Raw genomic sequence first — 23,099 nt, 5'->3', positions numbered from 1 at the left:
GGATAAAACATGGTGATTGACGACTACATTCGATCCACAATGACTAAAAATCAGATTCCGGGACTTTCTGTCGCAGTGGTGCAGGAAGGTGAACCTGTTTTAGTTAAGGGCTATGGACTGGCGAATGTTGAACACTCTGTTGCAGCGACTGAATACACAGTTTATGAAATTGCCTCTGTTGGTAAAACATTCACTGCTACAGTCACAATGATGCTGGTGGAAAAAGGAGTGATTTCCCTAGACGAATCGATTACAGATTATCTCGACAATCTACCGCTAGCATGGCAAAGCGTCACAATCGGGCATATTCTGTCTCACCAGTCTGGAATTCCTAGTTATACTGATGCCCCAAACTACTGGGAACTTACCCGTCTTGATTTATCGAAATCGGAAATCTTGGCTCTAGTTACTGACTTACCTCTCAAGTTTCCATCGGGTGAGTTTAGCGCCTATGATAATACAGGCTATTATCTGCTGGGTTTGGTGCTAGAAAAGGTAACTGGACAATCCTATGGAGATTTGTTGCAAACTCGCATTTTTGGCCCTTTGGGAATGAATGCAACTGTGATGAACGATCCTAGAGACATTGTGCCCCACCGAGCTGCGGGTTATCGTTTACCAAGCAGTAAGCTGATTAACAAACCTTATTACAGTCCCTCAGTTACCTATTCTGCTGGAGGTCAACTCTCCAGCGTGAAAGATATGGTCAAATGGGAACAGTCCCTTTGCAGTGCAACTTTGCTGAAGCAATCAACCCTTGATTTGATGTGGACTGCTCATTTTCCTAAGCGGGGCAATAATTGGGAAAAGTTGAAATATGTTGCAGGTTTAGGTTGGTGGGTATTCAATTATGGCGATCGCCGAGTAGTTGGTCATAATGGTTCAATTTTAGGATTTACTAGTAATATTACTCGTTTTATTCATGACAAAATTACTGTAATTTTACTTTGCAATCTAGATAAAATTTCCCGACCAGATGCGATCGCTAAAGAAATTGCGGGCTATTACTGTCCAGCCCTTAGGAAAATAGCACTTCAGCCTCCATTAGGGGAGTAGAGGGAGTAGGAGCAAAGTTCTACCGCAATAACCTCTAACAAAGAATGGAGAAAGGAGAGAATAATTAATGCCAATGCCTAATAACTAATGACTCTTACCTCCATAGATTAACTTTTATTGAGACGCCTTAATGGGTTTTAAATTTCGGGCTTTGTAAAAGGTTTCCAAGCTATCGCGATCGCCGACAAAACGCCAGTGCCAAGGCTCATAACTCACACCTTGAACGTTATCTTTAGGAAAAGACATTTCAAAGCTAAAACGCGCTGCATTTGCTTGTAGCCACTGATAAGCCTTGGTATTGTCAAAGTTAGCTTGGAGATTAGTTGCCGGTACTGCGCCGTCTCCAACATCCACAGCATAACCTGTGTGATGTTCGCTATGACCAGGAGGAGCGCTGAGGGCAGCTCGTTCTGCTGGCGTTTGGTTTCGCTGGGCACTAACACCAAAAAATAATTGCTCTTGATCTTTGACTGAACGAAAGCCAGAAATTGGGACTAAATTTACACCTGCACTGCGCGCTGCTGCTACCATCTCCTCAAATTTTTGGGCAGCAGCTTTTCGCATTCTAATGCCCCTATTTGCGGAGATGGTTACCAATTCTGATTCAGGAGCTTCTCGGTATGGAAAATGCCCTAACACAGTATCGTTAGAAGTATTGGATGGTGCGATCGCTACAGGAGCAGAACTAGCTGGTGAAGGTTGAGAATTGGCAGTTTTTTTCGGTGTAGTGATGAAAAACAAAAAACCGCTAATCAAAGCCAGCAATATAAATCCCGCTACTCCGCCAATCAATAAAATTCGAGTCTGTAACGACACTTTAGGCGCTGCAACAGGAGTATCGCGCACAGCCATTGGAATATCATCAGGATCTTGTGATGAGTTTTGTGGTTTTTTAGAAAACCCTGCCTTATTCAAGGGAAAACTCCTGTTTTGTGGGATAGCCATAACAGATTTTGCACTGGACAAAAGTAGAAGTAACAGGTAGCATTTTACATCTGTGGTTCTTAGGCGCAATCTTGATAAACCTTTTAGAACTATACGTCAAGCTGGGAGGATTAGTACTGGTAGGTTTTATTTTGGGACGCAAACTACCTATGACAGTTCCTACCCGTGTGGGACAGTTCCTTTATTGGGTGGGAGTACCCATAAGCATAGTATCCTTTTTGCGTCAATCTAGCTTGTCGGGGCAGATTTGGATTGCACCTGCGATCGCTTACCTAGCCATTTTACTCGGTGGATTTTTAGCTTGGGTAGGCATTCAAGTACAAGGCTATTTTAGAAGTACCGTTCCCCAAGCGCCAACTCAGGCTAGCTTACTTTTAGCCTCAATGCTTGGCAACACAGGTTATCTGGGCTTTCCCATTACCTTAGCAATGGTAGGCAAAGAATACTTTGCCTGGGCCTTATTTTATGATTTGTTGGGTTCCTTTCCAGGAACTTATGGCTTGGGTGTCTTGCTAGCAGCACGTTTTGGCGGTGGTTTCCAGAATCATTGGCAGGTTGTTAGGGCTATGTTAATTAATCCTGCCATGTGGAGTTTCGGATTGGGCTTGCTGTTTCGAGAGGTGAAAATTCCCACCCTTGTGGAATTCTGGTTAGAGAAATTTGCTTGGATTATTGTGGCTTTATCTCTGGTATTAATTGGGATGCGATTAGCGCAGCTCAAATCTTGGCGTAGCTTACCACAAGTAGGAATGAGCTTGGGAATCAAAATGCTGCTAGTTCCGTTAATATTGGGCAGCATTTTACCATTGTTTGGATTAACGGGTTCCATCGCCAAGGCGATCGTGCTACAGATGGCTATGCCTCCAGCTTTCGCCACACTGGTAATCGCAGAAACATTCAACCTCGATCGCGATTTGGCAGTAACAGCCCTAGCTGCTGGAGTTATAGTATTGCTGGTTACTCTGCCGCTGTGGCTGTGGCTCTTTTGATTTTGAATTTATCTACTGTGATGCGATCGCTTAAAACCTTTTTTAGCTCAAGCAAAAGTCAGAAAATCCTCAGTACTTTCTTTTCTCTTAAATGTCCTCAGTTTTACCTGATCTCAGCAGTTGCTTTATTTGCTGAGCCAATATTTCTAGTCCAGCATCTTTGGCAAAAAATCCGTCTGCTTCTGGACATATTTCTTTGCCATGCACCTCTAACTCATTCCTGCTCATGAAAGCTGTAACGAAAATAACCACAGGAGAAGGAGGCGAGCGACGCTTGAGAGTATTAATGATTTGGATGCCATCTATACTTAGCTCATACTGAGCCGTGTTTAGCACGAAATCGACCAAAAAGATATCGTACTGATTTAGTTGCTCTAACTCCCATAAGAAAGTAGACACAGACTTGTAGCTTACCACAGCATAGTCTTGCTTCAGAAAGCGTTGGACGACTCGACACCAGTTTTCATCATCATCCAAAATCGCCAGCTTGTACATAAAGATTCAATTCCTCTTTTGACCCAGAAGAGTAATCATATCCAAAAACGCATCGTAGTCAGTTATGGGTTTGGTATAGCAACTGTCAGCCCCAGATTGGGACAACAAGTGATGTTGCTCGGCGGGCATGGTATAAGCTGTCACCAAGATAATTGGTATTTGTTTCCACTGTGCTTTCAAATGGCGCGATAGGATGGAGCCATCGACTTTTTCTCCTTGCCACCTAGCTCCCGGCAAATTGATATCCATAATCACCAGTTCTACTGTCCCGGCTTCGCATAAGTGGAAGATCTCTTTTGGTTCGGCAGTAATAAACACCTGATGACCCCCCAAGCGTTCGATTAGTTTGGCCGTTCCCTTAGCTAAGAGTTGGTCATCTTCAACCAGTAGGATATTCAATATTATCACCTGCTATCTGACTCGCATTATTCAGGGGCAGAGTAAAAGTTACCGTGCTTCCCTGCCCTAATCCAGGGCTTGCCAGCCAGATATTACCACCCATCATTTCCACCAATCGCTTGCAGATAGTCAGCCCTAAGCCGGTGCCTCCGTAGGCGCGCTGGGCAGAACCATCAGCTTGCACAAATGGGGCAAACAATTGCTCTGATTTTTCCATCTCAATGCCGATGCCCGTATCGCTCACTGAAATCTGAGCCATTGTCCCAGTACTATCGACAACAGCCTGGACATGAATCTGACCCCGATCTGTGAATTTAAAGGCGTTATCCAGCAGGTTTGTCATCACCTGACGGACTTTGATCTTGTCGGCGAAAATTGTCTCGATTTCACAGTGGAGTGTCAGAGGAACTGCTTTGTAGCGACTTTCAGCACCAGAGAGAAAACATTGCTCTTGTAAAAGCTGTTGCAGATAAACTATCTCTATATTTAAAGCGATGCGTCCGTCTTCAATCTTGGCAATGTCAAGCACATCGTTAATGATGGTGACAAGATTTTGCGTTGATTGGTAAGCACCGTCAATATATTGGCGTAATTCTTCTTCGTTTTCATAAAGGCGCTCTTTGAGCAACTTTAAGTAGTTCAATGTGGAGGCTAAAGGAGTTCGCAGTTCGTGACTGGTAGAGGCCAAAAAGTTGCTCTTGAGGCGGCTTACCTCTTCGGCAGCAGCTCGGGCATGAGAGAGAGCCTGGTTGTGCATCTCAACTACTAGGCGCTGCTGTCGTTCGCACTCATAGAGTCGGTTTTTGAGTACAGCCAGCGATAGGTGAATGTTCAAAGACTGGATGAGTTCCATTTCTTCGATGCTCCAGGGGTGAGCTTGGTCTTCTTTGAGCGCCTGCCATTGCGCCATTGACTGGCGAGGGCGCTGCTGCCGCTCATCGGTTTCCTCATAACCCGGCCAAAGACTTTTTGCGCCAATTTGGTCACGAAATAATGTCAGATACCCCAGGAATTCCTTGCCATAATACAACGGTTGAACGATTAAGCCCCGAATCGGTGTGGTTTGGAATGATTCAATCAGTTGGTGCAGACGTGGTTCTTGCTGAAGATTAATTACTACTCGCAGAGCAGGTTTATCTTTTTGGGTTAAGTCAGGATCGATGGGAGCAGGAGCTATCCCTACCTCTTGCCAGAGGGAATGATTTTCTAAGAATTCTGGTTGCTCAAGTTGGGATGGAGTCGGCTGATTTCCGTAAGTATAAAGATGGGCTGGTAAAGCCTCATCCGGGGAAGTCAGGTACAACCTTCCTCCAGAACTACCAGAGGCTTTGACTGCTTGCTCTAAAACGCTATGCAAAATCTCTTCCGGACTGAGAGGCGCGTGCAGCATAGTGGCAATTTGATTAACGATCGCTTCTCGTTGTTGCTGCTCCTGCACCTGACTCAGCAGACTCGCTTGGGTAATTGCCAGTGAAACTTGGTCAGCAAGCAATTGAACGACGTACAAATCCTCAGATGTAATCTCTCTGGGTTCAGCATGGTGAGAGATCAACAACCCCCAGAGTTCCTGTTGATAAATTATTGGCACCACCAAAGAAGATTGCACACCCATCTGGGTGAGATAGTCTACATGGCAGGGGTCTACGGGTCGGCTTAAAATATCTTCCAGGGGTTGCTCTTGAACTTCTTCAACGGTCAAGTCACCGATCGCCGTTGTTTTCGGCGTGGGCAGTGAGTTAAGGATAATCCGCTGCTCGCTGACATTAACAATGGAGCGGGTACGTGCTTTGACAAACAAAGCCCGCGCTTGGGGTGGAATATCATCAGCTGGATAGTGCAATCCCAGCAGAGAAGGCAGACGATTGGGAAGACTTGCTTGGGCAACGACGTGTCCATGCCCATCACCATCAAAACGGTAGATTTTAGTCCGGTCAGTTTGCAAAAATGCCCGTAACTCCACCACAGTTGCATCCAAAATCTCTTGGAGGTTCAGCGATTGCCGAATGCGGTTTGCCATCCGAGCTAGGAGAGCTTCTTTGCGTTCAGGAAGTAACTGATCTTTTTGGGTTCTAAAATCGAAATTTGTAGCCAACTGCGTACTCCCAGCTTCTCGGAATAATTCTTTTATTATTTAACTAGGCTAACAATTGCTTTAACTAATTCGGCTGGTTCTATTGGCTTAGTCAAATGTTGTTGAAATCCTGCCTGGAGAATTTGTTGCTCATTCATTTCTCCAGCATAAGCTGTGAGGGCGATCGCTAGAATCTCTCCCTCTTGCTCAGAGGGTAGCGAGCGAATTTGCCGAATCAGCATATAGCCATCGATTTCTGGCATCCCAATATCACTTAAGAGAATGTCTGGCTTATCGAGTACCAAAGCTTCTAGTGCATCAGTTGCAGAGGGAACGGCACGCACAGATGCACCATACTCTTTGAGGATGAAGGCTATGAGGTCACGGGTGTCAACTTCATCATCTACCACTAGCACCTTTATTCCCTGAAGATTAAGGGAATCCTTAGCCAAGCTGTTGTCTTCATTTGTTTGAGCTACAACACTAATAACGGGTAACAACACAGTAAAGGTGGCACCTTGACCATCTCCCTCACTTTCTGCTTGCACTGTTCCACCATGCAATTCCACAACCTGACGAACGATCGCCAAACCAAGCCCCAAGCCACCAAAGGTTCTTGTGGTGCTATTGTCAGCTTGACGGAAGTAATCAAACACATAAGGCAGAAAATCTGGCTTAATGCCCTGACCTGTGTCACTCACTCGGATTTGTGCTTGTGTACCTACACATTCAAGGCTGACTTCGACCCGACCGCCAGACGGCGTGAACTTAATGGCGTTAGACAGTAAATTCCAGACGACTTGCTGCAAGCGACTGGGATCGCCCAAAACTTGCCCCACATTCGGTTCAAATATCGTTTTGATTTGAATAGACTTGGCTTGAGATGCAAGACGCACAGTATCAAGTGCTACTTCAATCACAGCAGATAGGTCAACAGATCTGATATTTAGGCTGAGCTTGCTTTGCAGAATACGAGAAACATCCAATAAATCTTCCATCAGCTGAGCCTGCAACTTGGCATTGCGCTCAATAGTTGCTAGAGCATAAGCTATCTTTGCTTCATCGAACTTGTGGGTTTGCAGGAGTTTTGCCCAGCCCAAAATCGGGTTGAGGGGCGAACGCAGTTCGTGAGATAAAACAGCGAGGAACTCATCTTTAAGACGATTGGCTTTTTCAGCTTCGGTACGGGCAGCTTGTTCGCGTAGTGCCGATTCTTCGGCTGCTTCACGGGCTTTGCTATTATAAAGAGCGGTGGCTGTAAAATTTGCCAGGCTTGTCAACAGCCGCAAGTCTTCTCGATCAAACTGCCGATGGCGATCGTGAGATACAATCCAAATTGTGCCAAGTGGTCGATGGCCAATCAATAAAGGAACCTCTAGTCTCTCAATGATTGTTGGCTTAAACTGTTGCAAATAGCTGAAATAACGTTCCGGATAGTAATACAACAGGGGCGCTTGACGTTCTAGGCAGATGCCGGAGCAACTAAAGGTATAAGGAGTGGTAGTTTGTTCATAATCTTCTAACATCCCGGCTACTGCGACCCAGCAGCAGATATCTTCCCCGCTCGGAGTTATCTGAAGTAAGCTAACACCTGCTGTTGCTGCCTGACAGAGTTGACTAGTAATTTTTACAACCTTTTTGAGCATCATTTGAGGCTGCTCAACTAGTTGTTCTACTAAGGTGTGAAGTGCATGGTTTTCTTGTTTGAGATCGGTGGTTCTAGTGACTCGACGGAACAATTCTTCAGTGATGAGAATATCATCTAAACATATTTGCTCCACTTCCTCATTGGTCATGACACTACTCCGGTTCTAAGCAATATGGGCTCAGCACTTCTTGTTCAGTCCACCCAACTTTTGTAACATTTATTCAATTTTTATCAAGAAAAACCCAAAAGTGATAATTCACTCTGAAATTCTGACTTTTGAATAAAACGTTTATTCCCATAGAACAAAGATTACGATAAATAATGCGCGGTTGGTACTTCCTAGAGGAAGAGTTTGGAAGTTTCTGATAATACCAGCATGGAGTATTCATTTTCCAGCCAATGCTGAAATTAACTTGCGATTGAGAGTGGTAACGCAAGCGAGAGTATTGGGTTTCAGCGTTCATATATAAGTCTGGGCAAGGGACTTCCAGAAAATAAAATATACAGCTAAGGGACTGAAAAATAAAAAAATATTCCACTGTTCACAGTCAACAACTTCAAGCGGTTATTTTTATTTTTGGAGTTCCCTAATCACTTCTTATCAAAATCTGTCTACGTTCCCAATACTTGTCGGGTTTTGGGGAAAAGGGGAAGGTGGGGTCCCCTCTGGGGATAAGGGGCGGGGGAAAGGGGAAAGAAAAAACCTTTAACCTTTACCCTTTAACCTTTACCCCAAACCCAATTCCGAGTTAAAAATGCACAAAGCGAGCAGTATTGTCTCCGTTGCTGTGATCCTCTGCGTTAGCCGCACATGAGATTGTTGACCACTCATACAGAATACAAGCCAGAAAATTTTGGTGACTGACGCCTTTATTCTTTTTTGTTAATCAATTCAATACAGTTGACTTATTTTAGTTGCAAGTTCTGCGGGATTTATTTGCTCATAATATTCAAAAGGTTGATGAATCCAGGGGTTGTCAGGTAGATAATCAACATAATAATCAGGTGCTATAACTGAACAGGCTTTATACCACAGTACGGCGGTACGAATTTCTTCAATGGAGAAATCAGTATTTTGTTTTAGCCAAGGAATAGTTTGTTGGATTGTGATGCCAGAATCTACTAAATCATCGACTAAAAGAATGTGGGAACCTAACTTTTCAGTAGTCATTGTCAAGTGGCGGGAGAAAATTAAATTATTTCTTTCTTGCTTACCAGTGCCACTGTAAGATGAGGTTGCTAAAATTGCTAGCGGTCGATCGTATATGCGGGAGAGAATATCGCCAACGCGTAGTCCTCCTCTGGCGAGACAGATAATCTGGTTAAATTCCCAACTGGATTGATAAATCTGAACGGCCAGTTGTTCAATTTTTTGGTGATAATCTGACCAAGAAACATAAAGGTCTGGCATAAATATCAGGGAAGTGTTAGACAGCTAGTATTGAAGGCGATTGCAAAGTTTTTATTTTAGTATGAGTGCAAGTTATTATGAATGATTCTGTTGCTGACGGCGATGCCCAACGAAATCCTTTAAGTGAAAAACTGGATTTTAAAACAAAATTGGCTTATGGTGCAGGAGATTTAGGACCAGCAATTACTGCAAATATCTCCGTCTTTTATCTGCTGTTTTTCTTTACCAATATCGCTGGTATCCCTGCGGGTTTAGCTGGCAGTATTTTGATGATTAGCAAAATCTGGGATGGCGTAAACGATCCGCTTGTTGGGTTTCTGAGCGATAAAACAAAATCTCGTCGCTGGGGTCGCCGTCTTCCTTGGATGTTTTATGGGGCAATTCCCTTTGGAATTTTCTTTTTCTTGCAGTGGGTTGTACCACAATTTAGTGTAAATCAGAGTGATAATATTTGGCCGCTGTTCTGGTATTACGTAGTAATTGGGGTGATATCTCAGTCATTTTATACGGTCGTGAACTTGCCTTATACGGCGATGACTCCAGAATTAACTCAAGATTATGACGAACGCACTAGCCTTAACAGCTTTCGCTTTACATTTTCCATTGGTGGTAGCATTCTCTCATTAATTTTAATGGGAATTGTTTTTTCCAAAATTGCCGATCGCCAACAACAAGTTCTCGTTTTAGCAGCAATTTGTACTGTAATTTCAATTCTAGGATTATATTGGTGTGTTTTTGGAGTGCGCGATCGCATCCTGGCTTTTGAGGCGAAACGTATCCAAGCCGAGGAACCTGCATCTCTCTCCTTCTTGGAACAGCTAAAAATTGTCTTCAGCAACCGACCTTTTCTATTTGTTATTGGTATATATCTTTTTTCTTGGCTAGGTGTGCAAATCACAGCCAGCATTATTCCCTATTTTGTGGTCAATTGTATGGGTCTTAAAGAATCAGATGTGCCCACACTGCTGATTGCAGTACAAGGAACTGCTCTGTTAATGCTATTTGTCTGGGGAGCGTTGAGTCAAAAACTCGGCAAAAAAGTTGTTTATTTTCTGGGAATGAGTTTATGGATAATCGCCGCCGCTGGACTATTTTTTTTACAGCCTGGCCAAATAGTTTTGATGTATGTAATGGCTGTCATGGCTGGTGTTGGCGTATCCACAGCTTATCTAATTCCCTGGTCGATGATTCCCGATGTGATTGAATTAGATGAACTGCAAACCGGACAACGCAGAGAAGGCATTTTTTATGGTTTTATGGTTTTGCTGCAAAAATTTGGTTTAGCTTTCGGGCTGTTTTTGGTAGGAAATGCTTTACAAGTAGCTGGTTTCCAAGCATCTGTAGCCGGAAGTCCATCACCCATCCAACCGGCATCGGCACTGTTTGCTATTCGCGTTGCTGTTGGACCGATACCTACAGTTTGTTTGATTTGTGGCTTAGTTTTAACGTATTTTTACCCCATTACCCGCGAAATGCACGCAGAAATCATGCTGAAGCTCAAGGAACGACAAGAGAAGAGAGAGAAATAATAACTCTACTTTGAGTATGATTAGCTTTTCTCTTTTTTTCAGTTTAACAATTGGTTGTCCCGATAAAGATTTTTCCTTTCTTAGCTCGACTTTATCCATTTTTTCGCAACCCTCAATCTGACGCAAAAAGCTTTGTGGGTCAGCAGTCTGACTTTTTCGATTTCACCGAGAATCAGTGAGATGGAAAAAGTTTTTGCCAAAAAGTTAGGTTTTGCCGATCGCTTTTAGGAAAGAGTTACGCAATTGAGATGGTTCTTGAGTATACATAATATTAGTTACTTAATTGATTATTAAGTCAGATGAGTGACTTCAATAGTCTCAAAGTATCTGCAAAGAACTCTTGACCACATCGAATAAATGTCATGTCCCAACCATTACATTTGTCATCACAGAAAAAAGTCTGCAACGGAGGCGTATGTTAAACTAAAAGCGATCGCCACTGTCTGAAATTTGAGGTTTGCCGAACTAAGTAATAATAGTCACCTTGCCTGTATCCAAATCGTAACGACCGCCTACAATTTTCAATTTGCCTGACTCCACCTGCTTAGTTAAAAGCTGCGATCGCTTCAACCGTTCAATTTGATATTGCACATTTGCCACCACCGCGTTCTCAACCGCATCACCTGGCTGATTCTTCGCTTTTTTCAGGGCTGGTTTAATTGCCTTAACAAAAGTACTAATGTCACCAGGTAATGATTCCTTTTGTACAGCTGCGGTTACCGCTCCACAACGCTCATGACCCATTACCATCAGCAGCGGAGAACCTAGCAACACCACCGCATATTCGATACTACCGATGGCCTCATGTGTAGCAATATTTCCGGCAATTCGAACATCAAAGATATCTCCAATGCCTTGATCGAAAATAATTTCTGCCGGCACTCGTGAATCCGCACAACTGAGGATGGTTGCAAATGGATGTTGAGCTTGAGCAACTTCCTGCAACCGTAGCGCAGATTGATCGGGGTATTTGGGTTGATGATCGATAAATCGCTGATTACCTTCAATCAGCTTTTGTAAAGCTGCATCAGGACTCAAGGGAGTGGGGGCTGGGTGCATTTCATCAGCTTTAGCCTGTTCCACTCGCCACAGGAGCTCGCTGGCTGTTACCGCCATTGCAAATGCCCCAGTCATTCCTAACTTTAAAAATTCACGACGTTCCATGAAATGTTTCATTGAATTTATAACTCTTTTATATCAAGTCCGGGTAATCACTTATTCTTAAAATTTATCTGTGTTCCCGTGTCAGCCTTAATGATAAGTCTTAACCGGACATGATATTACATTGATGCAATACATCTGACAGAGCGAATCTCCATCACATCAGAAACGTAGCAAGTACCACCGAATTTATTGAGGAGTGGTCTGAGATTTTCGACAACAGGCTTGAGTTGTTCTGGCATACAAAATGCCAGGATGTAAACATTATCAAGCATGGTCATGTCTAAATCTTCTGTTGTTCCTCGTAATCCTTTACCAACAACATTTCTAATTACGGCATGGCTATGTACACCTGACTTGTCTAAACTCTCTAAAATTTTGGCAAGCTCAAAGGAGTTGGCGATAATTTCTATCTTTTTAACTACGTGCATATTATTACCTCCAAAATAGGTTAATTCCGTAGAGATATAGCGGAATTCCCACAATAATATTGAACGGAAATGTGACTGCTAGAGCGGTAGAAACATACAGGCTGGGATTTGCTTCGGGAACAGTCATCCGCATCGCCGCTGGGACAGCAATGTAAGAAGCACTCGCACACAATACAGAGAATAACAGCGAATTTCCCGGAGGCATACCGATAAATTTGGCGATCGCTAATCCAATACCTGCATTGAGTATTGGAATTAGTATGGCAAAAAAAATCAGGAAAACTCCGGTTTTTTGCAAGTCTTTAATTCTTCTCGCAGCCACCAGTCCCATATCTAATAAAAAGAAGGTGAGAATGCCATAAAACAATCCTTGAGCAAAGGGTTCTAATACGTGCCAACCACGTTCTCCTGTCAAGACACCGATTAAGAGGCTACCAACTAGTAGAAAAACTGAACTATTAAGAAATGCTTCTTGTAAAACTTCCGACCAAGAAAATTCCCGCTTTTCATCGGCGGTGAATATACTTACCAAGATCAGACCAACAATGATCGCTGGAGATTCCATCAGGGCAAGAGCTGCTACCATGTAACCATCATAGTGAATACCAAGCTCAGTGAGAAAAGCGCCAGCGGTGATGAAAGTGACGGCACTGATAGAACCATAAGTTGCAGCGATCGCCGCAGCGTCGTAAGTATCCAGTTTCAACTTCAGAATAAAAAAGGTGTAAATTGGAACAAAACAAGCCATCAACATTGCTGCCAGGAGTGTGAAAATTACTTCCTGAGTGACGCCGCTTTTGATTAGTTCTACCCCTCCTTTAAAACCAATAGCAAACAGTAGATACAACGAAAGAAGTTTGGGTACTGGTGGAGGAATTTCTAGATCTGACTTGACAAAAACAGCAGTCATACCTAAAAAGAAAAACAGGATTGGCGGATTCAAAATGTTGGATACAATTAAGCTCAGATCCATATCCACTCCTCTTGATGCTGTTGAAACCTGGAATTAAAGAAATTTTTCATCTTCAAAAATTTAACAGTTGAATCTTGATGTATCGTGTATGGCGACCCCATGTCAATTGGGTAGTCAAGGAGTGAATAGTCCTATTCGTGACAATACTCTCGGCTAGAGCAGTGAGAGCTTGCCCAGTATTTTTTTGATATTTAATTCCTCGTCGCTGATTTTACGACAGAAAGTGAGGGAATAACTGACGGGTAATCTGTATCCCTGGAAAAATTAACGTAATGGGGAGATCGGGAGACTTGTACTGAGCGTCTTGCCCTGAGTTTCGACTACGCAAAAATCGAGCGACTTGCACTGAGCGGCGTCGAAGTGAGTCGAGATTCAACTACCGCAAAACCGTTCGCGCAGCGTCTCCGACAGGAGAAGGGAGCCGAAGTATGGGAGATACAGGGACAAGGAAATAAACAAAACTCTTAACTCAGCACTCCTAACACCCAATGTCCAATGCCCATATCTAGAAAAATCTGGAAGAGCGCCCTTGTGGGTTCCTATCAATGATAATTTTAAGCATTGGGAACTCCTAAAAATCAGAGTTTATGAACGCAGCCGACGATAAAACAATTGTTCGCGAGTATTTCAATTCCACAGGGTTTGACCGTTGGAGGCGGATTTACGGCGATGGCGAAGTCAACAAAGTCCAATTAGATATCCGCACTGGACATCAGCAAACGGTGGATACAGTTATCGGCTGGCTAAAAGCTGATAACAATTTACCACAACTATCAATCTGCGATGCTGGCTGTGGAGTGGGTAGTCTTAGCATTCCCTTGGCGGTAGATGGTGCCAAAGTCTATGCAAGCGATATTTCTGAAAAAATGGTAGAAGAAGGCAAGGATAGAGCAAAGCAAACCTTGGGAAATGATGAAAATCCGACTTTTGCTGTGCAGGATTTGGAATCGTTGAGTGGTAGTTATCATACTGTTATTTGCTTGGATGTTCTCATTCACTACCCCCAAGAAAAAGCCGATGAGATGATTTCTCACCTCTGTTCTCTAGCACAGTCGCGGATAATTCTCAGTTTTGCACCGAAGACCTGCGCCTTAACTATACTCAAAAAAATTGGCAGTTTCTTTCCTGGACCAAGTAAAGCCACTCGTGCATATTTGCATCGTGAGGCTGATGTGGTGAAAATCTTGGAAAGTAATGGTTTTTCTTTGCAACGACAAGAGATGACGAAGACTCGCTTCTATTTTTCCCGCCTATTGGAAGCTACACGCAAGTAAGGTTAAAATCGCAGTCAAAAAATACTATTATTTTTGCTGCGATTTGACAATCTCAAGCGTTAATGCTGGGAGATGTCGCATTTGGAGGCGAGTTTGAGTTTTGATTTGGGAGAGCGCTCCGATTTTGAGCATACATCAAATAAGTAATGGCGATCGCAATTACTCCCAATCCCAAGAAAATAATTGCAGGAACTAACCATAATTCCCTATTATTCTGATTAATTTTATTCTTAGTAGGTTTGACAGAGTATACATCTTGTTCATATCTCTGGGAATATTGACTCAAAGCAAGGCTTTTAGTACTACTTTGCTTTTGATTTGGGCTAATTAGAGGTATTTGATTAAACATTTGATAGGTAGAACTAATTTCTTGTTTATCTACTTTCTCTAATTCCCTAATTTCATGCCATAACGGATGACGTTGTATTAACCAACGGCGAACTAATTCTATTTTTACTTTATTAGCTTGCTCATTTAAAAAGCCCTTTAATGCTAATTGTTTAGTTATTTTTTCCAGCACCTCTCTAGACAACACATCATGATGGCTTTTAAGTAGCATCAATGGGTCTTTTTCTAATTCTTGGTCTTTTTTTTCAATAGCTATCTTTTGCGCCTCAGCCACTGCAGAAAAAACTACTTTCTCTGGTACAGATAAAGCCTCCCAGTACCATGCAAAGCCAGCCTCTGCAAGCTCAACCGCCCTATCTACAATTATTTCTACATCTTCTTCTGTCACTTGCCATTGCTCTAATTCCCTAGCTCTACTGAAAATCGCAAAACATAAAATTTGAATAAAATAAGGATGTCCTGCTGATAAATTAGTAATTGCTTGTATGGCTTTTGGCTCGTAATTGAGAGAACCATTAACAGGTTGGATAATTAATTGCTTAATACTTTCGTGGTCTAGTAATCCAACTTCTGCGATCGGTACTTTGGGAAAGATTTTGAGTAAATTTGATATATCTGCTGGTTTTCTGCCAGCAAATATTATGACAAATAATCTTTTATTTTTATAGACAATGTTTTTTAATTGCTTGAATAATGATTCAAGCTCTATACCTATATATTTATTATTTAAAGCATCAAATTCATCTAAAAGTAATACCAAATTAGTATCTTTTAGATGGTCATAAATTTGAGGTAAAAACTTAGTGCAAAAAATATCTTTTTGTTCTTCTATCTGTTCCGCTTTTGGTATTACTACTTTATTTGGCTCTATTTCTAATTGTTCGACAATAGCTTCTGCTAAATTTTCTAACAGATTTTCCAGCTTTTCTTGGCTATGATATTCTAAATCAAAGCTAACAAAAGCAGATTTATTTACGTTGACAACTTTAGAAATATTCTGAAGTAAAGATGACTTGCCTATACGTCGTTGACCATGTAGTAATATAACTTTCTCACCTTGTCTCAGATTTTCTTCAATAAACGCTAATTGCTTCTCTCGCCCAAAAAATACTTCTGGTTCGGTAATAGGACGACCGATAATATAGGGGTTTCTCTGAGATTTTAGTTGTATCATGATAATATCTAGGATAGGTCAACTGAATAGCCTATGATTTTTTAGTCATGTCTCCACAAGCGATATCTAGCACAACAAACTCTCGAAGCAAAAATTATATTTTGGTTTTTAGCCACGACTTCGATTATAACATGACTCAATAGTGGCTGACTAATTCACATTGCTATCGCTAAGTTTTCCCTAATTTGGTTCCGCTATAACAACAAACTTGCCATTTTTAACCATAATCGGTATTTCTTCTCTTTTCATTTCTCTAGTATTTTTGTCAAATACCAGCTCTTCTCCAGAGGTGTTTTTTGATGAAAGCTTGACTTGCGGTAAATTTTTCAAAACTGTTTTTTGAGATGGATTTGGGGATAGTTTAAAAGACTCAATAAAAGCCTGAGTAGCGTCAAAGCTAGTTGCAGTGCGCCAATTAACATCACCACGCCATTGAGCTTTAGCTTTTTGTGCAAATTCCTTTGATTTTGGTGCTTCTGGAAACCAAGGTGTAGATAAAACTAAACCTTCTAAAGCATCACTATATTGATTCAAAAATTCGTTGTTATAGAGAACATCACCTCCAATTAACTTGAGTTTTTGAATATTACTCCCTGTTCGTTGCAGCGTATCTATCAAGTCTTTGTGGGCTTTAGCAATTTTACCAGCAATTTCGAGATGCTGTGTATCCGGAAATAATACAATTGCCTGAGCAGGATTTTGATTCCGAAAAATGTCTTGCACCTCTCTGTCTACATTGAAGTTTGGATCAGCTAAATTATGATGAATGCATGTTTCGCCTCCATCTACTATTTCAGCACCCAAATTTGCCATAAAATTAATCCTAAATTCCTCTCTCATCGTGTTACTGTATGAATCCTTAGGATTACAAAAAATTATTACTTTCTTTAAATTTTGTTTCCAGGCATATTCAGCTAAATTTTTCCCAGTCACCTTATTTGAGTTTATAGCTCTAAAGAAGACTTGTTTTGGAAATTGTGTACTGGTGCTCGTGGGTGAGATGATTGCTAAATTAGCTGATGTATATGTCGGCAAGGCTGCAATAGTAGCGTCGCTAGAACCATGTCCTATAACTCCTAATATTGATTTATCTTTTACTAGTTCCTCCGCTACTCGTTTTGCTGTATCTTCGTTGTTATTGTCGTCACCAATCACAATCTCTAGTAATCTACTGTTTAATCCGCCTCCTTGATTAAACTGATTTTGTGCCTGTGCAATACCACGTAACCTTTCTAGAGCAGAGTCAGTTATATTTGTCGCTGGTACTATAGCTGCCAAAGTTAAAGGATTACCTTGTTGAATGGCACGAGCATTATTTTGGTAAATAAGCACCTCTGGGTCAGGACGATTGTTCTTGTCGGCAAAAGCTTTTTTAAAATAATCTTCAGCTTCTTTATAATTGCGATTTTTAAAGCTCTGAATACCTTTGTCGCGATCGCTATTTTTTATGTCTGGAAATAAAGTGCGATCGCCACTACTAATTTTAAGACTATTAATGCAAAAAATACCTAAATTCTTTTCTTGCCCAGCAGGACAACTATTAGCTAACAAAATACCAAAAATTAGACTTACACTCCCACCAATTAATCCTAAGCTAATTAGCAATATTGGCAACCTCAAAACTTGCTGTATCAAGTTCGCTTTGTTATTATTATTATTTTGATAAGCTTTTATTTCTGCTAGTTTATTTTGAGCTAAACTATTTTCACGTTGAATCTGTAAAATTTTTTCATATTGCTGCTTTGCTGCTATGTAATTTCTTTGAGTGATCAACCAATGTCCATACCGATCTAACGCTTTTATAAATTCTTCTTGGTAGCCTATTCGATCTAATTTGTCAACTCGGTCGTAAAGCTTTAAAGCTTTATCAAAATTTTCTAACTGCAAGTGCTTTTCTGCTAGCTCTAGTATAGTGCTGAAGTGATTGGGATTTAACTTTAGAGCCTGTTCGTAAATAGCTAATGCTGCATCCTGCTGTTGTTTATCTCCCATCCAACAACTACGAGCAACAAACAATAGTTGGTTGACATTTTCTTCTTCTAGTATCTCCAAACTTCTGATTTCATCTCTTAATGGATGACGTTGTAATAACCAGATACGAACTAACTCTACTTTTATCTTAACTGGGTTGCTGTCTAAAAATCCCTTATCAATTAATAGTTGGATGGCCTCTTGTAAAGAATTTGTAAGTACTAGTCCATAGGATTCAAGTAGCTTTAAAGGATTTTGTATAGTATGAGAATTTTGAGCTTCAGCAACTGCTAAAATCACTACTTTTTCAGAGATACTCAGCCCCTTCCAAATACTATCTAATCCGCCTCCAGAACTCTCAATAGCGTCGGGTATAACTTCAACCACATAATTAGGTACAACAATCGTAGGATTAGTAGGATTATTTTGATTCCTGACTAGCTGAAATATCTCATGACATAATACTTGTGTACAGAAGGGATGTCCTGACGAAACTTTTAAAATTTCTGCAATCGTTTTTTCCTGATATTCCAAAATCTTATCCGCAGGTTGAGTAATCAGCCGTTTAGCATCATTGTTATCCAATAAACCTATTTCGTAAAATGGTGCGCCTCTAAATGATTGCACCAAATTTGGCATAGCATTGAGATATCTACCAACTACCGCAATTACAAATAAGTATTCTTGTTGTCTAACTAAGTTTTCTAAAAAACGCAAGAACTCAACAGCTTGTTCTGTATCGTTTTGATTGACAACATCAAACTCATCTAACAGTAACACCAGTTTTTTATTATTTAGTGCCTCGTCAATAGGTGGTAGTATTCTATTGTTTACAATTCTGCGAATGCTCCGGAAATCTGCACTTAGATCTAATAAAGGATTAAGTATATTCTGATCTAAGTTAAGATGCTCAAAGATTTCCTTAGCGATCGCATACAGAATTTGACCTAGAGTTGCATGACCGTGTTCTTGAAAATCGCAAGATACAAAGACAAATTCATCTGGAGATACAAAATGATGAATATTTTGGAGTACAGAAGATTTACCTATGCGTCTCTGACCGTGTAAGAGAATAAATTTTGCATCCTGTTGCAAACTATCTGCTATGGTTCTTAAGAGATTTTCTCGCCCGAAAAGCTGGTCTATATTTCTAATAGCAGTACCAATAATATAAGGGCTTCTTTGACTTTGTGAGTTTGGACACATTATAGTTGCACGTATTTGACGTTAAATTTTTACTTTTGTATATTTACGAGATGATATTGATGGTTTTGTAGTATGGACATCTAGCTAGTTCTGAAATTGTTGAACAAGACAGAATGCGTGCCCCACAATCATCCTGAATTTGTGTAACGCCGAATTTTTATAGAGAATTAAGTATATATAAAATATTACATGATTACTGGTGTACCTTGTACGCGCTTAATAACCTTGCTTTTTCAAGCTAGAACACCACAGGCGATCGCTAAAAAACCATCCCAGGGAGTAGATTGATATACTGGAACCTCTGGGAAACTCAGGTTAGAATCTCTAGCAAAGTTCAAATCTAAAGTGGAACTATGAAAACTGCTGAAAAATTGGCTGCCGGTTGGCTACTGACACTCGGATTTATGTTTTTAACGCTCTCAGCATCAGCAGCATTAGAAAAAGTTGCTACACGTAAGCAGTACATACCAGTAACAGATAGGTATGATTTTCGCGCACCAAATCCTACTTCTGGAGATAATAATACTGTTGTTGGTGGTCTAATTTTTGGTATCCCTAGCCTCACGCTGGGAGTATGGTTAACATTGGGATTGTATCGTCAAAGTCGGCAAGACAAAAAGGCACTTAATCAAGAACGTAGCGATCGCCTCCAATCTACTTTTTATGAGATGCTACAAGAAAATCACGGACGTGTAACGGTTTTAGGCTTTGCCATGCAGTCACAACTACCCGCAGCCGACGCTAGGCAATATTTAGATCAAAAAGCTAAAGAATTCAATGCAAACTTTAAAGTTAATGAAGAAGGGGCTGTATCATATCATTTTGATGCCTAATCGTCATTAGTTATGAGTCATTTATCCTTTGTCATTTGTCCTTTGTTATTCACTAATGACCAATAACCAATAACTCATGACTAACGATCGCTAACCAATGACTAATGACCAATTTACCGCTAAGTCTAATGACGCAAATTTTTTTAACCGTAGCTGCTGTTTTAGGTGGTTTGTCGGTTGGTGCTGGTGCTTTTGCTTCCCATGCCTTGCGAGAAAAAATTAGTGAGCGATCGCTAGAAATTTTTGAAACTGGTGCCCGTTACCAAATGTATCATGCTCTGGCACTTTTTTTAGTAGCACTACTAATTAGTCGCAGCGAATTTCCTCAACCCACTCTCATCGCCAGTGGCTGGCTATTTATCCTTGGCATTGCCATTTTTTCAGGAAGTTTGTATGGCCTGAGCTTAACTGGTATAAAATCCTTAGGAGCAATTACACCACTAGGTGGTGTAGCCTTTCTTGCCGGTTGGGGTGCTTTAGCTTTTGCTGCTTGGAATTTAAAGTTTTAGAAAAATTAGGAATTAAGAGTTAGGAGTTATCAGTTAAAAACTCTTAGTTCCTATCTCTATATATGCTAATCACACATCTAAATTCTTTTTTCCTAAAACTTATTTACATATTTTTACAGAAGTCAGCAATATTAAAAACAATAAGCTTAATAAAAGAAAATTAGTTATAATACTATGATAATCAAAGCCGAATTTAAAATTAACAAAGTTATGTTTTTGACTTAAGAGTAAGCAGTTTATAAATTATGGTTCATAACTCCTTGTTCTTAGGCGTATCAAAAAATTATGCAAAGCCGCATTAGCGGAAGGTGCTTCAGGTAATGGGCTTGATTCATAAGCCTCTTGTAACTTATTACGCAGATATTCATATTCTTTTTGATGAAAAGCTAGATTAACATCTGACAAAATAGACTTTTCTGATCCTGCTAGCTTTTGGGCGATTAAATCATCAATATACGATAAATTGAAAACCTCATTGAGCTTAATTAAATTAGCTTCAACCTTACCTGTTTGCATTAGATAAATCCCAGTCAATAGAACTCGATAAACGTAAAGTAATGGCTTCACTTGATGCGTCTGTTCTTTTTGAAAAAGTTTCCATTGTGTTGCAGCAAAACCAAAATAATGGTAAATATGATGCCGGGTAACACAATTTTTAGAAATAAATTTTAATTCTTCATGTTCAGGTGAAGTTGTTAATATTAAAGGTGAGTAGAGTTGTTCTAACACATAACCATTTTTTTTAAGTAACATCAAAAAGAATTTTTTTACATCATGAGTAACTAAATCAATTTCCCAGGATTCCCGAACTTCTGAAACTTCAATAGTTTCATGTACAGTATGTAATCCTACGACTTCTTGCACTGGTAAAATATGCACACCACGCAAGTCATAATCAGAATCTGGTGACGGAAAACCATATAAGTGGGAACCGCTAACCGTGGCAAATAAAAGTGGGTAAGGCTGTTGTCGAAGAATTGTTATAATAGAGTCTGGAATATTCATAATAATTTATTATGTTCAAACCACTCAGCACTTTTTATAAATTCTCTACGAATAAAGGCTTTCAGCTTTGCAATATATTTGACTTGGTGGTTCGCTGAAGTATTTTAACAGCGCTGGACATAACCAACCTTCCAAATTCTTTTGACTCCAGGAATACCAATTACCGTTATACTCTGCTCTTAACCAAATTAGTTCAGCTTGATAACCAGGAAATGGATTTGCAGAAAATAAAAGTTTAAAGCCTTCATCAACATTAGCAATCCCCTCAACCAAAATATCAATCATTTCGGGTATACCACTAACAAATGGTTCTTGAATTAGTTCCATTAGCTCATCATCAAATACCCATGTTTGATTATGTCTATATGGGAAAATTACCATCATAGAGTTAGTCATTTTTTACGAGGTTAATATAGTTGATAATTATTTAGTCAATAAGGTGATAAGAAGCACTACTCGCTAACGAGCATAGCGCAAATTTATCAAAAAATCAGCTAATTCTCAGTCAAAAAGCTTATTCTATAAAACTATTAGGAGCAAATACTTTAATCATGTGCCGTTTACTTGCTTACCTCGGTTCGCCTATTTCCCTGGAATATCTTCTGTATAAACCAGAACACTCCTTGATAGTCCAGGGTTATCAACCCCGCGAAATGACTTCTGGGGTAGTAAATGCAGATGGCTTTGGTGTCGGTTGGTATCATACTGAAAAAGATATTGAACCTTTTACCTACAAAAATACCCTACCTATTTGGAATGACATAAACCTACCAAGTATCAGCCGTTATATTGAATCAAACTGTGTACTTGCTTATGTTCGCAATGCTACACTAGGACAAGCCGTAGATTTTGCTAATTGTCAGCCATTTAATTATCAAAAATTACTATTCATTCACAATGGAGGAATTGAGAATTTCCGGAAAACATTACATAGAAAAATCCGCAGTACTTTAACTCCCGAATTTTACGAAATAATTAATGGTAGTACTGACTCCGAACATATTTTTGCGTTGTTGCTTTCACAAAGTCAACTTAACAAGCATCGACCTCCAGAATATGCTTTACGCACGACATTATTGACGCTTTTAGAGATGGCAAAACGTTATGAAGTTAAAGCCTCACTCAATGTAATATTTAGTGACGGAAATCGACTTATAGCCTCTCGTTTTGCTACCAGTTCACCAGCTCCATCTCTTTACTGGATACGAGATGATCCGACTTTTCCCAAATCCGTCATCATTGCATCCGAACCTCTATTTATTGGTAATTGGATTGCTTGTCCAGAAAATAGCATCATTAGTGTGGGAGCAGATTGTGAGATTCAAATTGAGCAAATCTAAGTAAGTCGGCACAATTAAAGCTAAGTCCCAACGGCTATCCTTCTTAATTAGGGACTAGGGACTTCCAAATAAAAAATATCCAATCAACTCTTGTGGGGTGGGGATCTTGCCCGCCCACTCCACAAGACGGGCAAGATCCCCACCCCACAATATTGGATAATTTATTTCTTGGAGTTCCCTCAGTAAGGTTTTTAAGCCTGTTTAGGTTTAGTCACACAATTTGATTTATTGCCGCCGACTTACTTAGTGTGAAAGAAGAGTCACCTTTGCAAGCGTGACATTCCGCACTGAGTTAAAACACTCGGTACTGTTTTCATGTGAATATACATCA

20 protein-coding genes are annotated in these 23,099 nt (G+C 40.5%); 7 read left to right on the top strand and 13 right to left on the bottom strand.

The genetic code is table 11. The features are described 5' to 3' along the window. Window positions 1–39: 39 nt before the first annotated feature. Window positions 40–1,056 carry a serine hydrolase domain-containing protein gene (locus tag ACFG4S_RS10335; protein ID WP_392534706.1) on the top strand — a complete coding sequence of 339 codons (1,017 nt, stop codon included), beginning with the start codon at window positions 40–42 and terminating at the stop codon, window positions 1,054–1,056. A 114-nt stretch (window positions 1,057–1,170) separates the two neighbouring features. Here ACFG4S_RS10335 and ACFG4S_RS10330 read toward each other — a convergent pair whose 3' ends face one another. Then, complete coding sequence (locus tag ACFG4S_RS10330; RefSeq protein WP_392535953.1) at window positions 1,171–1,971, bottom strand: D-alanyl-D-alanine carboxypeptidase family protein; 801 nt, start codon at window positions 1,969–1,971, stop codon at window positions 1,171–1,173. 101 nt (window positions 1,972–2,072) lie between these two features. On the opposite strand from ACFG4S_RS10330, the gene ACFG4S_RS10325 reads away from it, so the two are divergent. Beyond that, the gene (locus ACFG4S_RS10325) at window positions 2,073–2,990 is read left to right on the top strand and encodes an AEC family transporter (RefSeq protein ID WP_392535952.1); all 918 of its coding nucleotides are present in this window, start codon (window positions 2,073–2,075) and stop codon (window positions 2,988–2,990) included. An 87-nt stretch (window positions 2,991–3,077) separates the two neighbouring features. On the opposite strand, the gene ACFG4S_RS10320 is transcribed toward ACFG4S_RS10325, so the two are convergent. From ACFG4S_RS10320 to ACFG4S_RS10300, 5 genes are all read right to left on the bottom strand, one after another. Beyond that, window positions 3,078–3,485, bottom strand: coding sequence for a response regulator (locus ACFG4S_RS10320; protein ID WP_392534705.1), 408 nt, complete (start codon window positions 3,483–3,485; stop codon window positions 3,078–3,080). A gap of 6 nt (window positions 3,486–3,491) precedes the next feature. Beyond that, entirely contained in the window at window positions 3,492–3,893 is a 402-nt protein-coding gene (locus tag ACFG4S_RS10315) for a response regulator (protein ID WP_392534704.1), read from the bottom strand. Next, window positions 3,865–5,976 (bottom strand): ATP-binding protein, encoded by a 2,112-nt coding sequence (locus tag ACFG4S_RS10310; RefSeq protein WP_392534703.1) that lies wholly within the window; start codon window positions 5,974–5,976, stop codon window positions 3,865–3,867. The genes ACFG4S_RS10315 and ACFG4S_RS10310 overlap by 29 nt, the downstream gene beginning before the upstream one ends. A gap of 35 nt (window positions 5,977–6,011) precedes the next feature. Further along, complete coding sequence (locus tag ACFG4S_RS10305) at window positions 6,012–7,751, bottom strand: ATP-binding protein (protein ID WP_392534702.1); 1,740 nt, start codon at window positions 7,749–7,751, stop codon at window positions 6,012–6,014. A 744-nt stretch (window positions 7,752–8,495) separates the two neighbouring features. After that, the gene (locus ACFG4S_RS10300; protein ID WP_392534701.1) at window positions 8,496–9,014 is read right to left on the bottom strand and encodes a phosphoribosyltransferase; all 519 of its coding nucleotides are present in this window, start codon (window positions 9,012–9,014) and stop codon (window positions 8,496–8,498) included. A 77-nt stretch (window positions 9,015–9,091) separates the two neighbouring features. Here ACFG4S_RS10300 and ACFG4S_RS10295 point away from each other — a divergent pair, with 77 nt between their 5' ends. After that, window positions 9,092–10,543, top strand: coding sequence for an MFS transporter (locus tag ACFG4S_RS10295; protein ID WP_392534700.1), 1,452 nt, complete (start codon window positions 9,092–9,094; stop codon window positions 10,541–10,543). A 465-nt stretch (window positions 10,544–11,008) separates the two neighbouring features. Here the strand turns inward: ACFG4S_RS10295 and ACFG4S_RS10290 are convergent, their stop codons facing one another. The 3 genes from ACFG4S_RS10290 to ACFG4S_RS10280 all read right to left on the bottom strand — a co-directional run bounded on the left by ACFG4S_RS10290 (window position 11,009) and on the right by ACFG4S_RS10280 (window position 13,108). Continuing rightward, window positions 11,009–11,707, bottom strand: coding sequence for a carbonic anhydrase (locus ACFG4S_RS10290; protein WP_392534699.1), 699 nt, complete (start codon window positions 11,705–11,707; stop codon window positions 11,009–11,011). A gap of 116 nt (window positions 11,708–11,823) precedes the next feature. Next, the gene (locus ACFG4S_RS10285) at window positions 11,824–12,135 is read right to left on the bottom strand and encodes a P-II family nitrogen regulator (protein ID WP_392534698.1); all 312 of its coding nucleotides are present in this window, start codon (window positions 12,133–12,135) and stop codon (window positions 11,824–11,826) included. A gap of 4 nt (window positions 12,136–12,139) precedes the next feature. After that, a complete protein-coding gene (locus tag ACFG4S_RS10280; RefSeq protein WP_392534697.1) occupies window positions 12,140–13,108 on the bottom strand; it encodes a sodium-dependent bicarbonate transport family permease in 969 nt (322 codons plus the stop codon). 587 nt (window positions 13,109–13,695) lie between these two features. On the opposite strand from ACFG4S_RS10280, the gene bchM reads away from it, so the two are divergent. Next, window positions 13,696–14,382, top strand: a complete 687-nt coding sequence (gene bchM, locus ACFG4S_RS10275) for a magnesium protoporphyrin IX methyltransferase (protein ID WP_392534696.1) — start codon at window positions 13,696–13,698, stop codon at window positions 14,380–14,382. A gap of 52 nt (window positions 14,383–14,434) precedes the next feature. On the opposite strand, the gene ACFG4S_RS10270 is transcribed toward bchM, so the two are convergent. Beyond that, entirely contained in the window at window positions 14,435–15,904 is a 1,470-nt protein-coding gene (locus ACFG4S_RS10270; RefSeq protein ID WP_392534695.1) for an ATP-binding protein, read from the bottom strand. 180 nt (window positions 15,905–16,084) lie between these two features. Continuing rightward, window positions 16,085–19,081, bottom strand: a complete 2,997-nt coding sequence (locus ACFG4S_RS10265; protein ID WP_392534694.1) for an ABC transporter substrate-binding protein — start codon at window positions 19,079–19,081, stop codon at window positions 16,085–16,087. Between the two features lie 353 nt (window positions 19,082–19,434). Here ACFG4S_RS10265 and ACFG4S_RS10260 point away from each other — a divergent pair, with 353 nt between their 5' ends. Continuing rightward, window positions 19,435–19,914 carry a hypothetical protein gene (locus ACFG4S_RS10260; protein WP_392534693.1) on the top strand — a complete coding sequence of 160 codons (480 nt, stop codon included), beginning with the start codon at window positions 19,435–19,437 and terminating at the stop codon, window positions 19,912–19,914. Between the two features lie 128 nt (window positions 19,915–20,042). Further along, window positions 20,043–20,423 carry a DUF423 domain-containing protein gene (locus tag ACFG4S_RS10255; protein WP_392534692.1) on the top strand — a complete coding sequence of 127 codons (381 nt, stop codon included), beginning with the start codon at window positions 20,043–20,045 and terminating at the stop codon, window positions 20,421–20,423. Window positions 20,424–20,666: 243 nt separating this feature from the next. On the opposite strand, the gene ACFG4S_RS10250 is transcribed toward ACFG4S_RS10255, so the two are convergent. Both ACFG4S_RS10250 and ACFG4S_RS10245 read right to left on the bottom strand, forming a co-directional pair. Then, window positions 20,667–21,428 carry a DNA polymerase beta superfamily protein gene (locus tag ACFG4S_RS10250; RefSeq protein ID WP_392534691.1) on the bottom strand — a complete coding sequence of 254 codons (762 nt, stop codon included), beginning with the start codon at window positions 21,426–21,428 and terminating at the stop codon, window positions 20,667–20,669. A 45-nt stretch (window positions 21,429–21,473) separates the two neighbouring features. Beyond that, the gene (locus tag ACFG4S_RS10245; protein ID WP_392534690.1) at window positions 21,474–21,812 is read right to left on the bottom strand and encodes a DUF6717 family protein; all 339 of its coding nucleotides are present in this window, start codon (window positions 21,810–21,812) and stop codon (window positions 21,474–21,476) included. A 167-nt stretch (window positions 21,813–21,979) separates the two neighbouring features. Between ACFG4S_RS10245 and egtC the strand changes: the two genes are divergently transcribed. Continuing rightward, on the top strand, window positions 21,980–22,768 hold the full coding sequence (gene egtC, locus ACFG4S_RS10240) for an ergothioneine biosynthesis protein EgtC (protein ID WP_392534689.1): 789 nt from the start codon (window positions 21,980–21,982) through the stop codon (window positions 22,766–22,768). Window positions 22,769–23,099: the final 331 nt, after the last annotated feature.

Source organism: Nostoc sp. C117, from assembly GCF_043099735.1.
In the GTDB taxonomy this organism is placed as follows: Bacteria; Cyanobacteriota; Cyanobacteriia; order Cyanobacteriales; family Nostocaceae; genus Nostoc.
The sequence above is the reverse complement of the archived record's forward strand: the minus strand, read 5'-3'. Positions and strand labels throughout refer to the sequence as shown.